The organism is Pectobacterium sp. A5351, assembly GCF_028335745.1.
Taxonomy (GTDB): domain Bacteria; phylum Pseudomonadota; class Gammaproteobacteria; order Enterobacterales; family Enterobacteriaceae; genus Pectobacterium.
Genome location: NZ_CP116477.1, coordinates 1,328,206 through 1,347,625, shown reverse-complemented (window position 1 = coordinate 1,347,625; position 19,420 = coordinate 1,328,206). Strand labels below are relative to the sequence as shown.

The 19,420-nt window shown below is 52.4% G+C and carries 19 protein-coding genes; 2 read left to right on the top strand and 17 right to left on the bottom strand.

Annotated elements, in window-relative coordinates; genetic code table 11:
- Window positions 1-188: 188 nt before the first annotated feature.
- The gene (gene ypdK, locus O1Q74_RS06320) at window positions 189-263 is read left to right on the top strand and encodes a membrane protein YpdK (RefSeq protein ID WP_099606229.1); all 75 of its coding nucleotides are present in this window, start codon (window positions 189-191) and stop codon (window positions 261-263) included.
- A gap of 142 nt (window positions 264-405) precedes the next feature.
- Here the strand turns inward: ypdK and O1Q74_RS06315 are convergent, their stop codons facing one another.
- From O1Q74_RS06315 to O1Q74_RS06245, 15 genes are all read right to left on the bottom strand, one after another.
- Window positions 406-1,254 (bottom strand): prepilin peptidase, encoded by an 849-nt coding sequence (locus O1Q74_RS06315; RefSeq protein ID WP_271877182.1) that lies wholly within the window; start codon window positions 1,252-1,254, stop codon window positions 406-408.
- A 108-nt stretch (window positions 1,255-1,362) separates the two neighbouring features.
- Window positions 1,363-2,109 (bottom strand): type II secretion system protein N, encoded by a 747-nt coding sequence (locus O1Q74_RS06310; RefSeq protein WP_271877180.1) that lies wholly within the window; start codon window positions 2,107-2,109, stop codon window positions 1,363-1,365.
- Window positions 2,099-2,593, bottom strand: coding sequence for a type II secretion system protein M (locus tag O1Q74_RS06305; protein ID WP_271877178.1), 495 nt, complete (start codon window positions 2,591-2,593; stop codon window positions 2,099-2,101). Before O1Q74_RS06305 ends, O1Q74_RS06310 begins: the two co-directional genes overlap by 11 nt.
- Window positions 2,590-3,867 (bottom strand): type II secretion system protein GspL, encoded by a 1,278-nt coding sequence (gene gspL / locus O1Q74_RS06300; RefSeq protein WP_271877177.1) that lies wholly within the window; start codon window positions 3,865-3,867, stop codon window positions 2,590-2,592. Before gspL ends, O1Q74_RS06305 begins: the two co-directional genes overlap by 4 nt.
- Complete coding sequence (gspK, locus tag O1Q74_RS06295; RefSeq protein ID WP_271877175.1) at window positions 3,864-4,850, bottom strand: type II secretion system minor pseudopilin GspK; 987 nt, start codon at window positions 4,848-4,850, stop codon at window positions 3,864-3,866. The genes gspL and gspK overlap by 4 nt, the downstream gene beginning before the upstream one ends.
- Window positions 4,847-5,497, bottom strand: a complete 651-nt coding sequence (gspJ, locus tag O1Q74_RS06290; RefSeq protein WP_271877173.1) for a type II secretion system minor pseudopilin GspJ — start codon at window positions 5,495-5,497, stop codon at window positions 4,847-4,849. The genes gspK and gspJ overlap by 4 nt, the downstream gene beginning before the upstream one ends.
- The gene (gene gspI / locus O1Q74_RS06285; protein ID WP_271877171.1) at window positions 5,497-5,862 is read right to left on the bottom strand and encodes a type II secretion system minor pseudopilin GspI; all 366 of its coding nucleotides are present in this window, start codon (window positions 5,860-5,862) and stop codon (window positions 5,497-5,499) included. The genes gspJ and gspI overlap by 1 nt, the downstream gene beginning before the upstream one ends.
- A complete protein-coding gene (gene gspH, locus O1Q74_RS06280) occupies window positions 5,859-6,425 on the bottom strand; it encodes a type II secretion system minor pseudopilin GspH (RefSeq protein ID WP_334311407.1) in 567 nt (188 codons plus the stop codon). The genes gspI and gspH overlap by 4 nt, the downstream gene beginning before the upstream one ends.
- A 221-nt stretch (window positions 6,426-6,646) precedes the next feature.
- A complete protein-coding gene (gspG, locus tag O1Q74_RS06275) occupies window positions 6,647-7,111 on the bottom strand; it encodes a type II secretion system major pseudopilin GspG (protein ID WP_271877167.1) in 465 nt (154 codons plus the stop codon).
- Window positions 7,112-7,143: 32 nt separating this feature from the next.
- Complete coding sequence (gspF, locus tag O1Q74_RS06270; RefSeq protein WP_271877164.1) at window positions 7,144-8,370, bottom strand: type II secretion system inner membrane protein GspF; 1,227 nt, start codon at window positions 8,368-8,370, stop codon at window positions 7,144-7,146.
- Window position 8,371: 1 nt separating this feature from the next.
- Window positions 8,372-9,868, bottom strand: coding sequence for a type II secretion system ATPase GspE (gene gspE, locus O1Q74_RS06265; RefSeq protein WP_271877162.1), 1,497 nt, complete (start codon window positions 9,866-9,868; stop codon window positions 8,372-8,374).
- Window positions 9,865-11,817 (bottom strand): type II secretion system secretin GspD, encoded by a 1,953-nt coding sequence (gene gspD / locus O1Q74_RS06260; protein WP_271878785.1) that lies wholly within the window; start codon window positions 11,815-11,817, stop codon window positions 9,865-9,867. The genes gspE and gspD overlap by 4 nt, the downstream gene beginning before the upstream one ends.
- An 88-nt stretch (window positions 11,818-11,905) precedes the next feature.
- Window positions 11,906-12,784 carry a type II secretion system protein GspC gene (gene gspC, locus O1Q74_RS06255; RefSeq protein ID WP_271877160.1) on the bottom strand — a complete coding sequence of 293 codons (879 nt, stop codon included), beginning with the start codon at window positions 12,782-12,784 and terminating at the stop codon, window positions 11,906-11,908.
- Between the two features lie 50 nt (window positions 12,785-12,834).
- Window positions 12,835-14,814 carry a glycoside hydrolase family 28 protein gene (locus O1Q74_RS06250; protein ID WP_271877157.1) on the bottom strand — a complete coding sequence of 660 codons (1,980 nt, stop codon included), beginning with the start codon at window positions 14,812-14,814 and terminating at the stop codon, window positions 12,835-12,837.
- A gap of 133 nt (window positions 14,815-14,947) precedes the next feature.
- Window positions 14,948-16,516 (bottom strand): pectate lyase family protein, encoded by a 1,569-nt coding sequence (locus O1Q74_RS06245; RefSeq protein WP_271877154.1) that lies wholly within the window; start codon window positions 16,514-16,516, stop codon window positions 14,948-14,950.
- A gap of 539 nt (window positions 16,517-17,055) precedes the next feature.
- Here O1Q74_RS06245 and gspB point away from each other — a divergent pair.
- On the top strand, window positions 17,056-17,625 hold the full coding sequence (gene gspB, locus O1Q74_RS06240) for a type II secretion system assembly factor GspB (protein ID WP_271877152.1): 570 nt from the start codon (window positions 17,056-17,058) through the stop codon (window positions 17,623-17,625).
- On the opposite strand, the gene gspS is transcribed toward gspB, so the two are convergent.
- The gene (gspS, locus tag O1Q74_RS06235; protein WP_271877149.1) at window positions 17,622-18,035 is read right to left on the bottom strand and encodes a type II secretion system pilot lipoprotein GspS; all 414 of its coding nucleotides are present in this window, start codon (window positions 18,033-18,035) and stop codon (window positions 17,622-17,624) included. The genes gspB and gspS overlap by 4 nt on opposite strands.
- Window positions 18,036-18,155: 120 nt before the next feature.
- Window positions 18,156-19,397, bottom strand: a complete 1,242-nt coding sequence (gene alaC / locus O1Q74_RS06230; RefSeq protein WP_271877146.1) for an alanine transaminase — start codon at window positions 19,395-19,397, stop codon at window positions 18,156-18,158.
- Window positions 19,398-19,420 lie beyond the last annotated feature (23 nt).

Here is a 19,420-nt window from a genome sequence, read left to right as displayed (position 1 = left end):
CCTCTTGAATTCCCCCCCTCACTCGGCGTAGATTTAGCGCCGATCCCGTCATAACTGGTGTGATTCTGGTGATGACAACGGGAAAGATTACCCTTCGGTGACATAGCCGGCTGTGTAATGATTTCCTTCCATAATAAAACGCACAATCGGGATCGTTGCTGGCGTGGTTTCTGCTGGAGAATAAATCGGTGAAGTATTTTTTTATGGGTATCTCATTCTGTTTAGTCGTTTGGGTGAGTACCTTTATGCTGATGGTAGAATAACCTGTCATTTGCCCGACAAAGATTTATTCATTGAAGGGCACACACAGAGATAAAAAAGGCTGATGGTATTTATACCCTCAGCCTATTTTTATGCCTGCCGATCTTCATTCAGCCAATGATTCGGTATTACCTTCGTTATGCTCTACAGATTGAATCCGTTCATTACTACGCCGAACACGCCGCCTATTGCCAGCCAGGGGCCAAAGGCCAGCGGCTTAGCCGTATCCTCTTTACGCAACCCACGCCAAATAAGTGTCACGATCAGCCCACTCAGCGCCGCCACCAAAACCAAATTCGGCAATGCCTGCCAGCCCAGCCAAGCTCCCAGCGCGGCCAGTAACTTAAAATCACCATACCCTAGCGCCTCTTTGCCTGTGGCGTATTTAAATACCCAGTAAAGTAGCCACAGGGACAAATAGCCCGCCATGGCACCGACCACGGCATCACGTAATGGAACAAATGTCTCCGACAGGTTAAACAATAGCCCTATCCACAATAGCGACAGCGTAAGCACATCCGGCAGCAGCAGCGTTTTTATATCAATAACGGTCAACACCACCAGAAAGGACAGCAGGATCAACGCCCCCAACAGCGCCATACCGGGTAGCCACAGCAACCCCGCAGCCAGAAAAGCCAGCATGGTGATGACTTCCACCAACGGATACTGCACAGACACCGGCTGATGACAGCAGCGGGAGCGACCGCGTAGCCACAGCCAACTGAATAACGGGATGTTATCTTTCACCGCAATCGCCCGCTGACAGTGCGGGCAAGACGAAGGCGGCCACCACAGATTGTAACGCGCCTCAACACGATCAGAATCGGTAATCCTCGTCTGGAGTTCGATGTCCTGACGCCAACGCCGCTCCAGCATGATCGGCAGGCGGTAAATCACCACATTCAGAAAACTGCCAACCATCAATCCCAATACGCCAAGCGCACCAAACCACCATGCTGGAAACACCTGTGCGAACTCCCTTAAATCGTCCACGTTAGTCCCTGATTGTTGATAAAGAAAAGAGATAAGTTAGCGATCCATTTTTTGCAGCCAGCGACACCGTGATGACAACAAGCGTTTCTATTACAACGCTCGTCCTTGTTACAACAGGTATCCCTGAAAATTCAGCGTTCTGGCACCTTGTTCATCCGCTTTGCCAGTGGTCGCCAATAATTTTTTCATGGTCGCAGGCAAGCCGTTTCCGCTACTCAGTTGCCCCGTAAAACGGTATTCGCCTTTCGGGGTGACGCTGCCTTTACCAGACAGTTGCAAATGTGAGGAGGTCTGCCGCAGGCTCGCTTCAAGCGCCCCTTGCTGGCAGCGTAATGTAACCTGAGGTGTCGCGAGCACAAGCCCACCCAGCGGTGTTTTCACCCGCGCGCCAGGCCAGGTTATGTTGGCATCCAGAGACTGGCAGCCAGAATGGTTGACCGTCGCTTCTTGCAGGTTCAGTTGCACGTTTCCTTCTGCCCCGATTGGCACGATAAAACGCAGATGGCGGAACAAATAGTCCGCTGGCACAGAAAGCCGCCATTGATAAAACTGTGGCTGCTGCCAGCCGCGAATGATCCCGTGGCCTACAATGCCTTCTGGGTTTTGAAACGCAATTTTCAGCGCGGGCATAAAACCCGAGAAAGTGATGTTCCAATGCACATTGTCCAACGTTAACGTGCGCCAGCTAACCCGTTGCAGATTCCCCTGCCACAGCGTTCCAGCAGCTTCCGCTGCCACCATGCCAGCCGGCAGCGGCACCGCAGTAAGCAAACGGGCAGGCGCATAATATGCGAGGAACAGCCCATAGGCCAGAACCAGAGCGACACCCGTGCCAATGCCGGATTTACGCTTCATCCGCCCGTTCCAGCATCAGTCTGGTCACATCCACGACTCCAGGACTTTGCTCGACGGCATTCACATCCAGCGACAGCACTTTCACGCCGTTTTTCTGTTCCAGTTCGCTAAGCCAGCGCAGCAGGCTAGTAAAGTCGCTCTGGGCCAGCGTCACCGACGCCTGATTGCCCTGCGGTTGCAAGCGTACAACAGTCAGCCCGTAACGTTTGGTACTTTGCGAAATCAAAATCGGCAGACTGACACCGCGCTGACTATTCTCCCCCTGTAACTGATTGCCCCGCGGAATCGATGAGGCCTGTTTTTGCATCCAGTTGACGGTCTGTTGCTCGCGAGAAATCGTGCGTTCCCACTGTTCTTCCCGCAGTTGCCACGGCTGAAAAATAGCGTAATACACCAGACAGAGCAGGAGCACCGCCGCACACACGACCATCAGTTGACGCTCACGCTGGCTCATCGCCTGCCAGCGTTGCCGTAATTCATTCATTGCTGGCTCCTTAACGTTAAGCGGCCTTCAACCCGATCGTTTTCCTGCCGCATCTCCCCCGCCTGTACCTGATAATAAGCGGCTGCCTGCTGCTGAAACTGCTCTAACTCCTGATACGACGTGGCCTGCAACGCCAGCCGGAATTCTCCAGCGGAACCATCATAAGACAGTGACTGAATTTTGATGGCGCTATTCTGCGTCATCAGTTGCTGTAAGGGATTCAATTGCTCCAGTAGCCCTTTCCCCGCCCCTCCGGCTGCCGTGCTTTGCAGGTGCTGCTGCATCTGCGCGCGTGGGTTAACAACATTCGCCTCGGAAGGGAAAATCTGCCGATAGACGCGAACGCTTTCCTGCCGCCAATGCTCGGCCTGCTGATAAAGCTGATAGTGCGCCCAGCCAGCATCCGCCACGACCAACAGAAGGTAACAGGCAAAAGCAATCCCGACGCCACGCCACGGCAGCAGCGTGTTTTGCCAGGCTTTCTCCGGCGCATAATCGCCTTGCCGCAAATCGACCGAAGCAGGTAGCTGCGCCATGGCCGCCAGCGTGAAGAGATCCGTTTCGGGCTGGGCTTTCCACTCGCCCTCCTCCTGCCAGTCATACTGCGATAGCTCACCGCCTACCGATGCAGCACTGTAGCTGTATATCGCTGGCAGCGGCATAGACGCTTTCAGCAGGTCACCGCACCAGGAGGACTCCGCCGCCATGGTGTGGCCCGTCGGCTGGCGAAATAACCACATGTCATCATGCTGTAACGCGCTCCAGCCATCCTGATGCTTCGGCAATACGCGGGCATCGGGCAATAAGGTATCGACGTTGAGCCTCAGCGCATCACACTGCGATAGCCAACGCTGCATCCGGCTTTGTTCCACCACGGCGACCGTGCCGTCATCGCCATGAATTTCCAGCACGGCAAAATGCAGCTTTTCAATTTCCGTCGCCAGTTGATCTTCCAACATAAACGGCACGACTTGCGTTAGCTGACGCCGAGCCTGCCGGGGCAGCGTCAGGGCATAAAACGTCACGTCAGTTGCCGGAACCAAAACACGGGTGAAAGCCACGGACGGATACACCGCCAGCGCCTGACGAACCTGCTCTACGCTACCGCGTCCCTGACTCAGTAAACTTTCCCCATTGGATGAACGCACCTGCCATTCAATGTCTCCCAGTTCCTCTACCGGAAGACGTACAATAAGGCACGGATGTCGGACAACCGAACCTCGATTTAATGGGGCCTTCGCGGCTTTTCGCTTCCATTTTTCCGCTATTTTCATGGATTCACCGTCCTATATCCTCCATATTGTCGCTGCACGACCTGTACCTTTTGTCCACTCAGATGAAGCAAACTGCGCTGATGAAAATCACTGTCGCCAACACGCACCTGGAGTTTTACAAAGAACCATTCACTTTTCACTGCCAGCACTCGCTGCGCGGTATTTTTACTATTCGGGGGCAATAACCCGGTTTGTTGCAGGACCTCAAGGCCTGCCCATCCCGTACGAGGCCGCTGCTGCACCAGCGCTTTCGCCTGCGACATCGTCATTTCATTCAGGAATAAAGCAGATAACAGCGGGGCATCAAATTCAGTCAATGTGTTGATATTAATCGACATCGTATCCATCGGCAGCGCACAGACATAGGGCAATAACCGGCGATAGAGATCGCTGTCCATGCCATAAACTGCGCGTAATTCGCTGATTTCACTCATTCTCTGATTGGCAGTACGATAAGGCACTGGCAACGTGGCGTAGAGCTCATCTTCTGCACCGTTCGCCGACGGATAGTTATCCACGTCAATCCAGTCGCGCAACGCCGCAGTAATTTTCTCTGCACGATCCGCATCTTCGCCCAGATTTTTCAATAGCAAGCGGAAAACCTGCGCCGGATAAGGTGTCTTCACCACCGTGCTCTCGTTATCCACGCCTTGATTGATCGCATTCACATTAAAGCAGGTGCGCGCATCGCTAATCTGGCCGATGATTTCCCCTCCCTCCACCGGGAAACGATGCCCCGGCTGAGACCAGTTCTGCCCGACAAACGTGCGCCCCGGCATATTCTTCGCGTCGCTCAGTAATATCTGCCCGCTTAGCGTTTCCGCCCCCAAGGCATACCATTTCGCTTGTTGACGGCTCAAATGGCTTTCAGTGCGCAAAAACGCTTTGCCAGTGCGTTCCGTAATCACCGCAGCAATCGTCACCATTAATGCCAGAATCAGGAGCACCACCAGTAGCGCCGCGCCACGCTGACGCGACCTCATTTAACTGGCCCGGTGGTAATCAAGAACATACGCGACATTTCTCCGTAATCCCTTAAGGTCAGCACCACTTCAATCCCTTGTGGCAATTGCGTACTGTTATCCCAGCGATCGCGCCAGGTTTTATTGCTGAAAAAACGCAGGCGGAAACCGTCGACCTGCGTGAGAAGCGGTTTTACACCAGGATCGATCCCTTCAATGGGGTCAGGCACCACGTGGGTTAACCGTTCCAGAGTATGTTCCCGTAGCCGATAGGCCACAGGCTGAAGTTCAGAGCGTGGCAGTATGCCAAACGGGTTCTGCCAGCCATTACGCATAAAGCTGACGCCCCAGTCATCGCTTTTTAGCTGATCGCGACCGGCGTAAAATATCGAGGTACTGCCTCTGCTGCCGCGCGCGATCATCTGGGAGAAATCGCTGTCCATTTGTGAAAAGGCGCGCTGTATTTCGGCCAAACGCTCGGCCTTGCGCTGCGAAATTTCATCGTTACGCATCACCCCGTTCAGAACCTGAAAGGCACTGACGCTTAGCGCGGCAAAGATCGCGATCGCCAGGATCATCTCCAGCAGCGTAAACCCCTGCTGGCGTTTCTGGCGTCCTGCCTCTCGGCTCCGTCTTATTTGATCGCATGTCCCTATTTTATTAAACATTATTGCTTCACCACATAGGTACGCAGCGAAGCATCCGCGGCAAAAGCATCTTTATTACGCCGCACTTCCACATCCAGCGCTTTGGTCTGAGGGTCACCCGTCTCTACGCCTTGCCAGCGCCAATGCCAGCGCATGCCCGCGAACTGCGTTTCGCCTCTCACCCACGTGGCTTCCGGCCAGCGCTGTTCCAGTCGCAGTTGTACCTGCTGGTTTTCCGCCACCCAGCCAGCAAACGTCTTCTCTTCCAGTCGGCTCAGACTGCTTGCCTGTCTGGCTGTCGTTTGCAACACCGCAATGCCTGCAAGCGCGAAAACGCTTAGCGCGACCAGCACTTCCACCAGCGTCATCCCTTTTTGTCGTTTCATCGTTTCTTACCCTGACTCATCGACGTTAAAAATCGTCCGGTTCCATCCACCTGGAGCCAATTCGAGAGCGCTTTGTCTTTAGACGTAACGAGCAGACGGAAAGGCGTGATTTCGCCGCCGGGTAAAATCAGGATATCGGGGTCGTCGCCACTCTGCGTTTTCTCGACTTTCTTCCCATCAGCCTGCACTAGCTCAAGCCGGAATGCATCAGGCAGCGTTGCCGTTGTGCTCACCCGATGTGGTTGCCACGGCTGCCACTTGTAGCCCTGCCAGCGATCGCCGCTCGGGATCGGCATCCCTTCCGATGCCTCGGGTCGCTGGAGTTGATAAAACTGCCAGCGATCGGGATAGATGCGAACACCCAACATGTAGTCGTTAACCTGACTGCTTTCCGCGGCAAACTCTAACTGCGCCTGAAAACGAGCCAACTGCCACGCGCTGTCATTCTGGCGTTCGGGAGGAAACGCCATGACTACCATGCCAGCCGCGATGCCCGCCAGTAGCACGACCAGCATCATTTCCAGCAGAGTGAACCCCTGCTGCTTCCTCGTTTCCCGCTTCATTGCGCTTTGCCGTCCTTTTCCCGCCGCCATCGATAGCAACTATCCACAATTCCGTCTGCAACAGTCACCAGTAAAGACGGGAATATCGCCTAATGCCGATCGTTTAAGCATTGAGATACACGGGGCGACCACAGGGGTGAGGCCTCCCTGCGGGAACCTCCCCCTGTGTTTCCCCTAACAACGGGCTTAAGTCATCAATATTAGGTATACCGCCCATGTCTTTATTTCTTATCCAGGTTCCAGTTGCCGATATCATCTTCTGTTCCCGGCATGCCATCTGGCCCCAGAGAGAAGATATCCAGTTTGCCGTGCTGGCCGGGATTCATCAGTTGATACTCCGAACCCCATGGATCCTGCGGCAGGCGGCGAATATAGCCATCGGCTGGGTAGTTACGTGGCTCCGGTTGCACCGTCGGCTTCGTCACCAACGCTTTCAGTCCCTGCTCGGTGGACGGATAACGGTTGTTATCCAACTTATACATGTCGAGTGCGCTTTCGAGAGACACAATATCGCTGACGGCTTTTTGCCTGTCCGCCTTCTCCTTATTCCCCATCAGATTGGGCACGACCAGACTCGCCAGTACGCCAAGAATGACGATCACCACCATAATTTCCAACAGGGTAAAACCACGTTGGCTATGCTGACCATAACTATGCTTACCATAACTACGCTGAGACTGTTGCATCCTTACTTTTCCTCGTTCAATTATTGGTTCTCTTACGAACTCATTAACGTATTCAGTTGCAGAATCGGTTGTAAAATAGCCAGTACGATAAACAACACCACCGCCGCCATGCTGACCACCAGCAAAGGTTCAAATAACCCCAGCGCCAGCGTCATCTGCGAACTGAATTCCCGATCCTGATTATCCGCCGCTCGTTCCAGCATGCTGTCCAACTCGCCGCTACGTTCACCGCTGGCGATCATATGGCGCATCATGGGGGGAAAGAGCGCCGTCTGTTCCAGCGCTTTGTGCAGGCTGACCCCCTCACGTACCGCATCCGTCGCCAGCGCGAGCCGATGGCGGGCATAGTCGTTACTCATCACATCGCCGCTAATGCGCATCGCCTGCAACAGTGGCACCGCACTGGCGTTGAGAATACTAAGCGTCCGCGCGTAACGCGCCGTATTCAGGCCACGAGCGATACGGCCAAGCAGCGGTAAATACAGCAGACGTCGATGAAAACTGATACGTCGCTTTTCTTGCCGCAACATCACGCGAAGCGCCATAAACGCGGCCAGCAGCGCCAACACCACCCACGGCCCGAACGTGCGCACCGCATCGCTCATCCCCATCAACACGCGGGTAGAAAGCGGCAGCGCCTGCTTCATATGAATAAACTGCTCGACGACTTTCGGCACTACGACGGACAGCAAAATACTGACTACGGCAATCGCAACGACGGTTAGCACGCAGGGATAGATCATCGCCTGCTGGATGCGGCTGCGCATCTGCTGGCGCTGCTCGGTGTAGTCCGCCAGCCTATTCAGCACTTCATCAAGGTGGCCGGAGGTCTCGCCTGCGGCGACCATCGCGCAATACAACCGCTCAAAGCTGCCGGGAAAACACTTCATCGCATCGGCCAGCGAATGACCTTCCATCACCTTACTACGCACTGCGGCCATCAACTGGCTCAGATGCGGCTTTTCACTCTGTTTCGCCACCGCATCCAGCGCCTCTTCAAGCGGCAGCGACGCCGCCACCAGCGTAGCCAACTGCCGAGTTAATAACGCTAAATCTGAGGTGCTGATCCGAATTTTACGGCGGAGGGAGAATCCTGTAGAACCAGATTTCTGCTGGTCGCCGCGGCCTTCATCAACCGACAATGGCACCAGACCGCGCTCCCGCAATAGCTGACGAGCCTGTCTGGCGGAGTCGGCCTCCTGCGTGCCGCGGCATTTTTTCCCCTGTGCATCCAGCGCCTGATAGTGGTACTGTGCCATATCATTCCTCTTTGGTTACGCGGATCACTTCTTCCCAGGTCGTGAGCCCCGCCAGTACCTTTTCCACTCCGTCCTGACGGATAGTGGTTCGACTCTGCCCCAGAATCTGCGCAATCGCCATTTCACCGTCACTGCGATGGATCGCCGCGCGAACATCGTCATTGATCAAGACCAGTTCATGAATGCCGATACGTCCCCGATAGCCGGTATAGCTACACTGCGAGCAACCCACGGGGTTATGCAGCAGCGTACCCGGCGCGATCCCCATCTGTGCAGCCTGGACCGGGTCGACCGGATGCGGCTGGCTACAGTCAGAACACAACGTTCTAACCAGACGCTGGGCGAGCACACCCAGCAGAGAGGTTGAAAGTAGGAAAGGTTCGACACCCATATCCTGCAAACGAGACAGCGCGCCCAGCGCGCTATTGGTATGCAGTGTGGATAACACGAGGTGACCAGTCAGCGATGCCTGCACGGCAATCTGCGCCGTTTCACCATCACGAATTTCCCCTACCAGCACCACGTCCGGGTCCTGACGCAAAATGGCACGCAGCCCGCGGGCAAACGTCATATCCACCTTGGTATTGACCTGCGTTTGCCCAATGCCTTCCAGCTCATACTCGATGGGATCTTCCACCGTCATGATGTTACGTTCCGAGGCATTCAGGCGACTGAGCGCGGCATAAAGCGTGGTACTTTTCCCCGACCCTGTCGGGCCGGTGACCAGAATAATACCGTGTGGGCGATGGATCAGGCTGTCCAACCGCTGCCGATTACGCTCTGACATGCCCAACAGTTCAAGATCGAGCTTAACGCTATTTTTATCCAGCAAACGCAGCACGACGCGCTCACCGTAGTTCGACGGCAACGTGGAGACACGCACGTCAATCGCCCGCCCCCCCACTCTCAGCGCCATGCGGCCATCCTGCGGGATACGTTTTTCTGCAATATCCAGCTTCGCCATCACTTTGATACGCGATACCAGCAGTGACGCCAGCTTACGCTGTGGACGCAGGATTTCACGCAGTACGCCGTCGACACGGAAACGGATCAGCAAATAGCGCTCATAGGTCTCGATATGAATATCCGATGCCTTATCCTTAATCGCTTCGGTTAACATCGCATTGATCAGGCGGATAATCGGCGCATCGTCATCGGCGTCAAGCAAATCGTCGCTGTCTGGCAGCTCTTCCACCAGCGTGTAGAAATCCATCTCATTACCGATGTCTTCCATCAAACGGCGCGCTTCTTCCGAATCGCGCTGATAGCTAATAACTAATTGCCGCTCAAACTCGTCTTCCGTCACGCGTTCAATCTTAAGCGAACGGCCCGCAATACGACGCGCCTCCAGCAAGGCGGCCGCTGGCGTTTGCGCGACGCAAATCGTCTGTAGGCTCGCGTCATTTTCCCGCTGCAACAATAGAATTTGCTGCGATCGCGCATAGGCAAAAGGCAGTACGGGGCGTAATTCTATAATCTGGGAGGCAACGTCACTCATTTCCCGCCCGCCGGATAAAACGCCACGATAGAGGACTGAACCTGACGGAACGTATAAGCGTTCCCACCTTCCGGCAAGCGTAGCAAATCGTTACTCAGAATCCCCCCTTCACCGTTACTCACCTCCCTCTGTTTATCTTCTTCAGCACTGAACGAGCGATACTTACTGGCAGAGGCACTCTGATATTGGCTGCGATCGCGAATAATCGAAGGACGGATAAACAGCATCAGGTTACGCTTTTTCGTTTCCTGACTGTTGGAACGGAATAGGTATCCCAGAACGGGAATATCCCCTAACAACGGCACTTTACTGGCCGACTCATTGGTACTTTTATCCAGCAAACCGCCCACCACTACGGTTTCGCCGCTGCTGACCAGCACCGCGTTATTCACGGTACGCGTATTGAATGTGGCCCCGAGGTTAGTACTGCTGCTGGAGGCCGCATCTGCCACGCTGGAGACTTCCTGTTCGATTTCCAGCAGAACGGAGTCACCTTCGTTAATTTGCGGCTTCACCTTAAGTTTGATACCGACCGTTTTACGCTCCACCGTTTGGAAAACGTTGTCACCGGATGTCGTCTGCGACCCTGCCAATACCGGCACTTCCTGACCGACGTTAAACGTCGCTTCCATGTTGTCCAACGTTACGATACTGGGCGTGGCCAGAATGTCGTTCTTGCTGTTGCTGGACAGCGCCGTCATCAGCATGCTCCAGTTCCCCTGATAGAAACCTGCGGCAATGCCGTTGAAGCTGCTCAGTGCACTCGATGTTGCGGTATTAAGCGTCCCATCACGCCGATACTGATCCGCACCCACCATCATTGTCGTGATCGGTAACCCGGTATTCGTAAACTGCGTCGTTCCGGCATTTTTATTGGCCCACTGAACGCCAAGATTCATCCCATCGGCATCCTGTACTTCCGCGATAATCGCTTCGACCAATACCTGAGGACGACGGATATCCAACTGTGCGATCACCTGCTCCAGATCCCGCATGATGTCAGGCGCAGCATTCACGATCAGGGAATTGGTTTGCTCGTGTGCCTTAATCGAAATATCTTTGCGCAGTGCAGGCAGCGCATTTTGCTGGTCGGTTTGGATGCTGTCACCGACGCCAGTGAGCACTTCGACCAGATCGGCGGCCTTGGCGTATTTGAGATAGATGACTTTGGTATTGCCCTGCACCGCCTGCTGGCGATCGAGCTGCTTGATCATATCAATCACGCGCTGGCGTGAATTCGGTTCCCCACGCACCAGCACCGAGTTGGTTCGTTCATCAGCCACCACATTCGCGGTCAACATCCCTGGCAAGGCGGATTTCTCATCCATCTTGTTCAGTTCATTCACCATCTTCACCACTTCCGTTGATGAGGCGTAAGAGAGCGGTATGCTGGTCACATTCCGATCGCCCGTCTGATCAACCCGTTCGACAATCGTCATCAACCGCTTGATCACTCCCGCGCGCCCCGTCATCAACAGCACGTTTGACGGTTCGTAATGCACCACGCTTCCGGCACCGGCGTTGTCGTTCAACTGGCGTAACAGCGGTGCCAGATCGCGGGCAGCGACGTTGTTCACTGGCACAACACGCGTCACCACTTCATCACCAATGCCAGGCTGATCATCAGTAGCCAGCGGCATAGACGTCGATTTCGCATCCTTCGAGCGAATAATTTTCAGGACGTTGTTATCCATCGGAATCACGGTAAACCCATAGACATCCAGCACGCTCAGGAAGAACTGGTAATACTGTTCTTCATTCATCATGTCATAGCTGCGTACGGTAATCGTTCCGCTGACTGACGGATCGATAATGACCGTCTTATTCAGATTCTTACTGACGGTATTGATAAACTCCTGAATATCCGTGCCCTTAAAGCTAGCGGAAAATTCGGCGCCCCACGTCAATGATGACGCCATCAGCAGAACACTTCCGCTGAGCAATAACATGCTCTTGCGGCGTACCTGACCAAACCATTGGTTTTTATGTTTTGAAAAAACCTGATGCTTAAAAAATCCCTGTCCCTTGCTAAACAAATTAGTGGTCTCCATCCAATCCCAGATATATATCCTGCCGTTGACCATCACGCTCGACGGTCAAATTAAATTTACTCATCCCTGCCAGTTGCGCCATCGCCTGCTGTGCCTGATCCGCATCGCGTAAATCCATGCCATTTAATGACACAGCGAGATCGTTATCCTGCAAGCCTGCGCGGTAGAAAAGATCGGGATTTTTGCCGGGGTTTAACTGATATCCTTTCAGGACTTCTTCTTCTGTGACGGGAGAAATGGTGAGGTAATCCTGCGCCGAGACGGGATTTTTTTGTATCTCTTCTTTCACCTGACTAAATGCGCCAGAAGATGACGGTGCGTCAGCCGCTTTTTCTTCCTGAGATAAGTCTTCCTGATACAAATACAGCGCCTCATAACGTCCCTGATACTGGAGCACGACACGATCGGCAGAGATAGTCACAATTTTGGCTTCATAGCCCGGAATAGCATCACCAACATTGCGGCTGTATTGCTGACTATCTTTAGCGATGATGGCAATCGAACGTCTGGCGTCTTCACTCGCCAGAACCCCCGTCAGACTGATGTTTAATGATGTCAGCGGAATATCACCGGATAACGCGGCGTCATTAGCCGCAGAAGCATCCGCATTGGGGACATGGCCGAACAACGTAAAATCGCCCGGCGTCGCGGGCTTTTCTTTCGCCTGAGCAGGCGTCACCGACACGCCAACAAGGCGTGAATCTTCAGGGAGGAGAAAGCGCCAGGTCAATACGGCCAACTGCTGACAAATCAGCAGCAAAATCAGCCCCAACACAATACGTCGGATGAGAGGGGCTGGCAGTGACCGGAGAGTGGCAACCAACGAATTAAAAGACGGTTCTTTGAAAACTTGCAATCGTGCCATAGATAATCATCCATAATACTCCCCACGCCCATTGACGTGGGGAAAATGCCTTATTCCGTTGCGGCTTCTCGGGTGAGGGTTTCATCACCGCTGGTCGCCAGCGCGGCATCATTATTTACACGGTCTTCGAGCCGGATATTTTCAATATGACCGAAATTCCAGGCTCCCGGTACATTCTCAAAAATGACATTTTTAAATTCACTATTCTTCAGGAACGTAATGTCCGTGGCTTTTACACTTCTGAATTTTACATTCTCAAAATGCAAGCCTTGATGATAAGCATCACGTCCGAAAGAGAACTTATATGCATCAGCCATCTCAGCGACGGTCATCCCATCGACCAGAATACTGTTTTTCTTCGCTGAACCATCCACCGTGACGTTGGAAACGGTCACATCACGGAACTGTGCAGGTTCAGCCGCAGGCTGGGTATCGTTCACGTCCGCTTTATATTTAATCGTGAACACGAACGGCTCGTTGACAATATCACGCATCGCGTTATTACGGAATACCACGTCACGCGAGCCGCCACCATAATAAGGTCGACTCTTCATGCGCAGGCCAACGTCCGTCTTATTCATAACGTTATCTTCAGCAACAATTTTTTCAATCCAGGCACCAGTATGGCTACCCGTGACCACCGCACCATGACCGCGACGGAAGTAGTTATTGAAGATCCAGGCACCGCTCTGCGCTTTTTGCCCCAGCGTCACCACCTCAGCACCGTATCCTGCCGCAAAGTTTACGCTGTCATCACCGGTATCAAAAAAATTATTGAATACCATGACGTTTTGGCTATTGCCGAATTCAATACCGTCTGCATTATTGGCATCGTACGTCGTGTGTACCAGCGCATTCATCGCCACATTTTCGGATTCCAGCACCATCACACCATGATAGGCTGGATTCAGAATCGTCAGCCCTTCCAGATACATGTTACTCACGCCGCGCAGCGTCATCAGGCTGGAGCGTCGGTTTTTGTACGCTTCATCCAGTGACATTCCTTCATCAACGGCTTTTGCCGTTTGGTCTTTTGCCAGAATACCGTCACTGCCAACATTGGTCGCTTTGCTCGCACGATAGAGCGGCAATTCATTCTTTAATTCATCAGTTTCAGTAATGTTTGTATCGCTGGCTTTGATGCCACGTGTCCATCCGTTGCCATCTATCGTACCCTGCCCGACGATACGGATATTTTTAAAGGTACCAGCATGGCTACTGCCCTGATCGTCCGCTTCCAGTACGTTAATCAGCGAAGGGGGACGTTTCGGTAATTTAGGTGAAGTGTAAGGGTAGAGATAATAGCCACGAGCGAGCGGGTAATCGTCGCCATTTGCCGACCCCAACAACGTCGCCCCTTTCGCAACCTCAAACGTCATGTCGCTATGCAGGAACAGTGCGCCAGTTTTAAACGTTCCCCCGTCAACCACGACTTTACACCCTTTCGGATACGCGGCAGGCGTACAATCATCAATCGCCTTCTGAATCGCCAGCGTGTCATTAGTGACGCCATCCCCTTTCGCACCGTAGTTGGTCACATTCAGTGATGCTGGCGTCGCCGTCGTTTTCTGCACGACGGTTTCACTATCTACGGATTCTTTGCCATCGTCATAAAGCGCACGCACCGTGAAGCGGTATTCCGTTTCCGGCGACAGGTTCGTCACCTTAAAATTATGGAAGCTGACGCGCACATGCCAGTTATTGGTATCAATCGTGTTGTAGAAATTATCGATATAAGGCTTGGCGGGGGAATGGGTGTTCTGGTTATCAATCGTGCCGCCCAGCAAGGTTCCATTCATATAGACACGGTAATCCTTAATACCGGCAGCAGGTTTGGTCGGTTTTTCCCAGGCCAGTACCACGCTGTTGTCATCATAGGCCAACGTCGGCACGTTAAGATTTTGTGGTGCCGCAGAACGATCAACACCCACATTTGGCGTTGAGTCGCTATCGCTGCATCCGGCAATCAGGCCGCTCAGAACAAGTGTCGCGCAGAGCGTCAGGCGAGCACGAGGTAAAAAGTCAGTCATAGCATTTCCTGTATTTTTATGTCACCCGACCTATTTCTCCCTACGGCAGTAGTCATTACCACAGGGAAACACACATCGGCTAAGAGTTTACAGATGAAAAATTAAATAAAAAATAATGAGTGAAGTCGGGTGCCTACGGCAGAGCAATTTCCAGTTTTCCCGCCCCGGCATTTTCCAACACATATTTCTCAACGGTGGCGATGGATTTCCCTACGCTATACGCATAAGGTGGGCTCCACTCCAATTCATTGGTGCAGGTTTCCAGTGCCCATGCGGGTGCCGCTTTCCCAGCATTTGTGGCTGCGGCCTTCTCGGCGTCTTGCAAGGTGCCACATTTATCTACTGCGATTTGATTCAAATTGCTTGCTGGATTGCCATTGAACCAGGAGCCGTTGTCTTTAAATTTGCTTCCCTTGTAGGCACCAATAATCAGCTTTTCATCCGCACCGCCGCCCTGGAAATTAAACACGTTACTTTCGGAAAGAATGGAGGAATCGAACCCCATCCCAATAGCGTACAGAATGGGGTAATTCGTATCCGTTGCCCCACGATGGTAGTTGTTGAGCAAATGCACCTGACCAAAACGCACTCTCGGCGAGCGCTGCACGCTGTTGTCCCATAAATTCCCTTCAAAGGTGATCCGATACTCCCCTTTATCACCGTCACCGGAGCCAATTAATACCGTTTTGTCATGCTGAGCGAAAATGTTGTAGGAAATCGTCAGGTAATCGGCTCCATCTTCGATATCCAGCAAACCATCGTGGCGCTGGATATGCTTGCCAAATAGCACCGGCTCCTGATAATCAGGATGTTCACCATCCGTAAAGGTGCAGTGATCTACCCAGACATTTTTGCTGGCATTAATCGATACCGCATCATAACGGGCATTCCAGTTTCCTTTATCGCCGTCACTGGCGTCCCAGGCTGGGGCAAAGTCGCGCGGAGCCTGGAACGTAATATTACGGATAATGATGTTGCTATTATCGGTTTTGCCAAACGTGTGGCTTAAGGTATTGAGGGATAAATAGCCTTCCACCAGTTTCGCTTCGCTACCCACGCCTAAAATTGTGGTATTCGGCGGAACCTGAAATTGAATTTGTGCCTTCTGGTTGTTGGCATACTGCGAGCGTTGACCATTTTGCTTCTTAAGCAGGCTAAGCTCAGCGCTAGCCGCCGCAGCATCGCTGCCACCCGCATCCACCGTCGCTTTCAACTGCGCCATATAATCCTGATCGAACGCTTTGACATATAAATCAAAATCAAACGTTGTTTTATTCGGCTTGGTTTTATAATACTCAGCATCCGCATAGCGTCCATTACCTAAATCATCGCCGCGGATAGTGCCTTGCCAGTAGATAATTTTGGGCTCTAATTTTGCCCTCAACTCCGCATCGGTATCGCCTGCGATATAACGAGGGCTGCGGATATTATTTAACGCATCTTTTAATTCCTGGCGGCTGGTCACGACATAAATGCTATTTTCATGTGCGCCTTCGCCCCCCGTTGTTGCATAAAATTTACCATCCGTATTCTGATATTGTGCAGTCCAACCAAACGGTGCTGTTTTCACCTGCAAATCTGGTGGTGCCGCTTCTGCCACTGGCTGCTGACTATTATCACACCCGGAAAGCACGAGCCCAGAAAAGGCAATAGCTACCGCACAGGTGCGTAAACGACCAGTCCCAATAACCGTTCTAAACATGTTATCCCTCAGTATTTTTTAATTATCAAAATAGAAAAATAAATCCGCACAAAATCCTGCGATATTAATCGCATACTTTAAAATTGCTTTTATTCGTCATTTAGCGGCATTTCGATACATTCCTTATTGATAAAAAAGCAGCGCAATACCTGTAGTAAAAACCACATAATAAAACTGCCGATTTAACACTCAGGATGGTTAATTAAATGATTATGGTGCCCCCACATTTATTGGCTATCTTTATTGACTATCAAAAACCAAAAAGAAACGTTATACCCACAAGAGTAAAACATGGTTTCATTAAAGCAAATTCGCACGTTTTTTTTGCGACCCGCATCAAGATTCCATCTGTTATTATTATGATTGCAATAGTTTTTAATCAAAATGGAGGAACTGTCACATAACCGAGAGATTCAATTTTCTGGCTCTTTCTATTTTTTGCAAAATAAGGCAGACGGCCCTCTCCTACTCACTCCACTTTCGTTTATGATGTGAGGCTACACGGCCTAAGTACCCCCCTAAAAATGAAGGATCAGCGCGTGGATAACGCACCGGACGCACCAACACACTCACAGCCAGCACTGCTTGCTAAATATCCAATGCCAGGGTATTTGATGATTATTTATGCTCTGCTTTTTATCGCGCTTGGCTGGTTCAGCCATCAACGTTGGGGGAACCCTACATCTCCTACGACCGCGTTGGCTGCTCAAGCCGCGACCTTGCCTGCGGCAGCAGAGCAAACGCCAGCAACAACCACGGCGACACCTCATCAAGAAGAAGCCCATGTCGATACGCCTGCACCGCCAGAGAAAAGGACCACACTACCGTTACCTGCCATCAGCAATGGTGAGATTCCCCCGCTGACCTACAGTGCTCACGTTTACACATCGGATGAAGCCAAGCGGAGTATCACGCTCAACGGACTGCAATTCCGTGAGGGCGATTCGCCAATAGAAGGGTTGGCCATAGAACAAATCCAGCAGGACATGACCATTTTCAGCGTCGAGGGCGAGGTGTTTATTCTGGAGGCGTTGGAGGATTGGCCGGGCGGAAAATTCAACGAGAATGAACGTTCCGCCGACGATGAACGTGGAAGCGCCGCGCCTTAACCGTGACTGCGAATAGCATCAATAAATGGCGTCAACGTACGGTTAAATTCCGAACATTGCGTCTCTTTGGGCGTACTGTCTTTTAATAACCCTTGATACAGGCTTTCACTGCGCTGCGGTAAAGCCTGATAGCTCGCAACATTCCAGCCTCGTTGTTTCGCCACAGTCAACGCAACATTGGCAATCGTCGCATCATTGGGAAGATCGCTGCGATTACACTTCGATTTGAGATAACGGGTAGCCGCTACCAGCGATGACAACTGATTCAGTTGATCGTTAGGAGAAACCGTGACCGCAGAAGACTGGCCTGCCACCGTTCCTTTGTGGACAGACGATCCTGTTTGTTGGCACCCGGCCAGCACGACGCACAGCAGCGTTAACGCAGAAAATTTAGACAGAGATAACGACATGACAAACTCATCCTGATTGAGATTAACGGTAGGCATTCTAACAAATGGTAAGCGGCTGTCACGGCATGTTTATGCGGCTCTCAACACAGAGCGAGAGCCGCAGTTATCAGAAAGTCGCTATCAGGCAGCGGAACCCTTGCCTGATAAGGATTTGGTGGTCGGTAAGATACCGTCAGCGCGGAACATAGTCTTAATACCGCGCACCGCCTGCCGAATACGATCCTGATTTTCAATCAAGGCAAACCGAACGTGGGTATCGCCATAATCGCCAAAACCGATACCGGGGGAGACGCAAACTTTCGCTTCCGACAGTAGCCGCTTAGCAAACTCCAGCGACCCCAGATGCGCGTAGGCGTCAGGAATTTTCGCCCAAACGTACATAGACGCTTTAGGTTCATCAACCATCCAGCCCGCCTCATGCAGACCGCGCACCAAAACGTTGCGGCGCTGGCGATACTGCTCAGCAATATCCAGTACGCATTGCTGATCGCCTTCCAATGCAGCGATCGCGGCAACCTGTAACGGCGTAAACGTGCCGTAATCGTGGTAGCTCTTAATCCGCGCCAGTGCACTGACCAGTTCAGGGTTGCCGACCATAAAGCCAATACGCCAGCCCGCCATATTGTAGCTCTTTGACAGCGTAAAGAACTCCACCGCGATATCCTTCGCACCGGGAACCTGCATGATCGACGGTGCCTTCCAGCCATCATACACGATATCGGCATAGGCCAAATCATGGATCACCAGCACGCCGTACTGTTTCGCCAGTTCAACCACGCGTTCAAAGAAATCCAGCTCGACGCACTGCGCCGTCGGGTTCGACGGGAAACCGAGAATCATCATTTTCGGCTTCGGAATACTCTCGCGGATAGCGCGTTCTAATTCATTGAAGAAATCGACGCCTTCCACCAGCGGCACAGAACGAACCTGCGCCCCGGCAATCACCGCACCATAAATGTGAATCGGGTAACTGGGGTTTGGCACCAGCACCGTATCACCATGATCCAATGTTGCCAACATCAGGTGCGCCAATCCCTCTTTGGAACCAATCGTGACGATCGCTTCGCTTTCAGGATCGATATCAACTTCATAGCGATCGGCGTACCAACGGGAGATCGCACGACGTAAGCGTGGGATACCTCGGGATGTCGAATATCCGTGAGTATCTTCGCGTTGTGCAACCGTACAGAGTTTTTCCACGATATGAGGAGGTGTCGGGCCGTCAGGATTACCCATACTAAAATCAATAATGTCTTCGCCACGACGACGGGCAGCCATTTTTAATTCAGCGGTAATATTAAATACATACGGGGGAAGACGATCGATGCGCGTAAAACGGCGCGGAGAAGTAGAATCAGCCATAACATCCTCAAAGTAACGTGAGC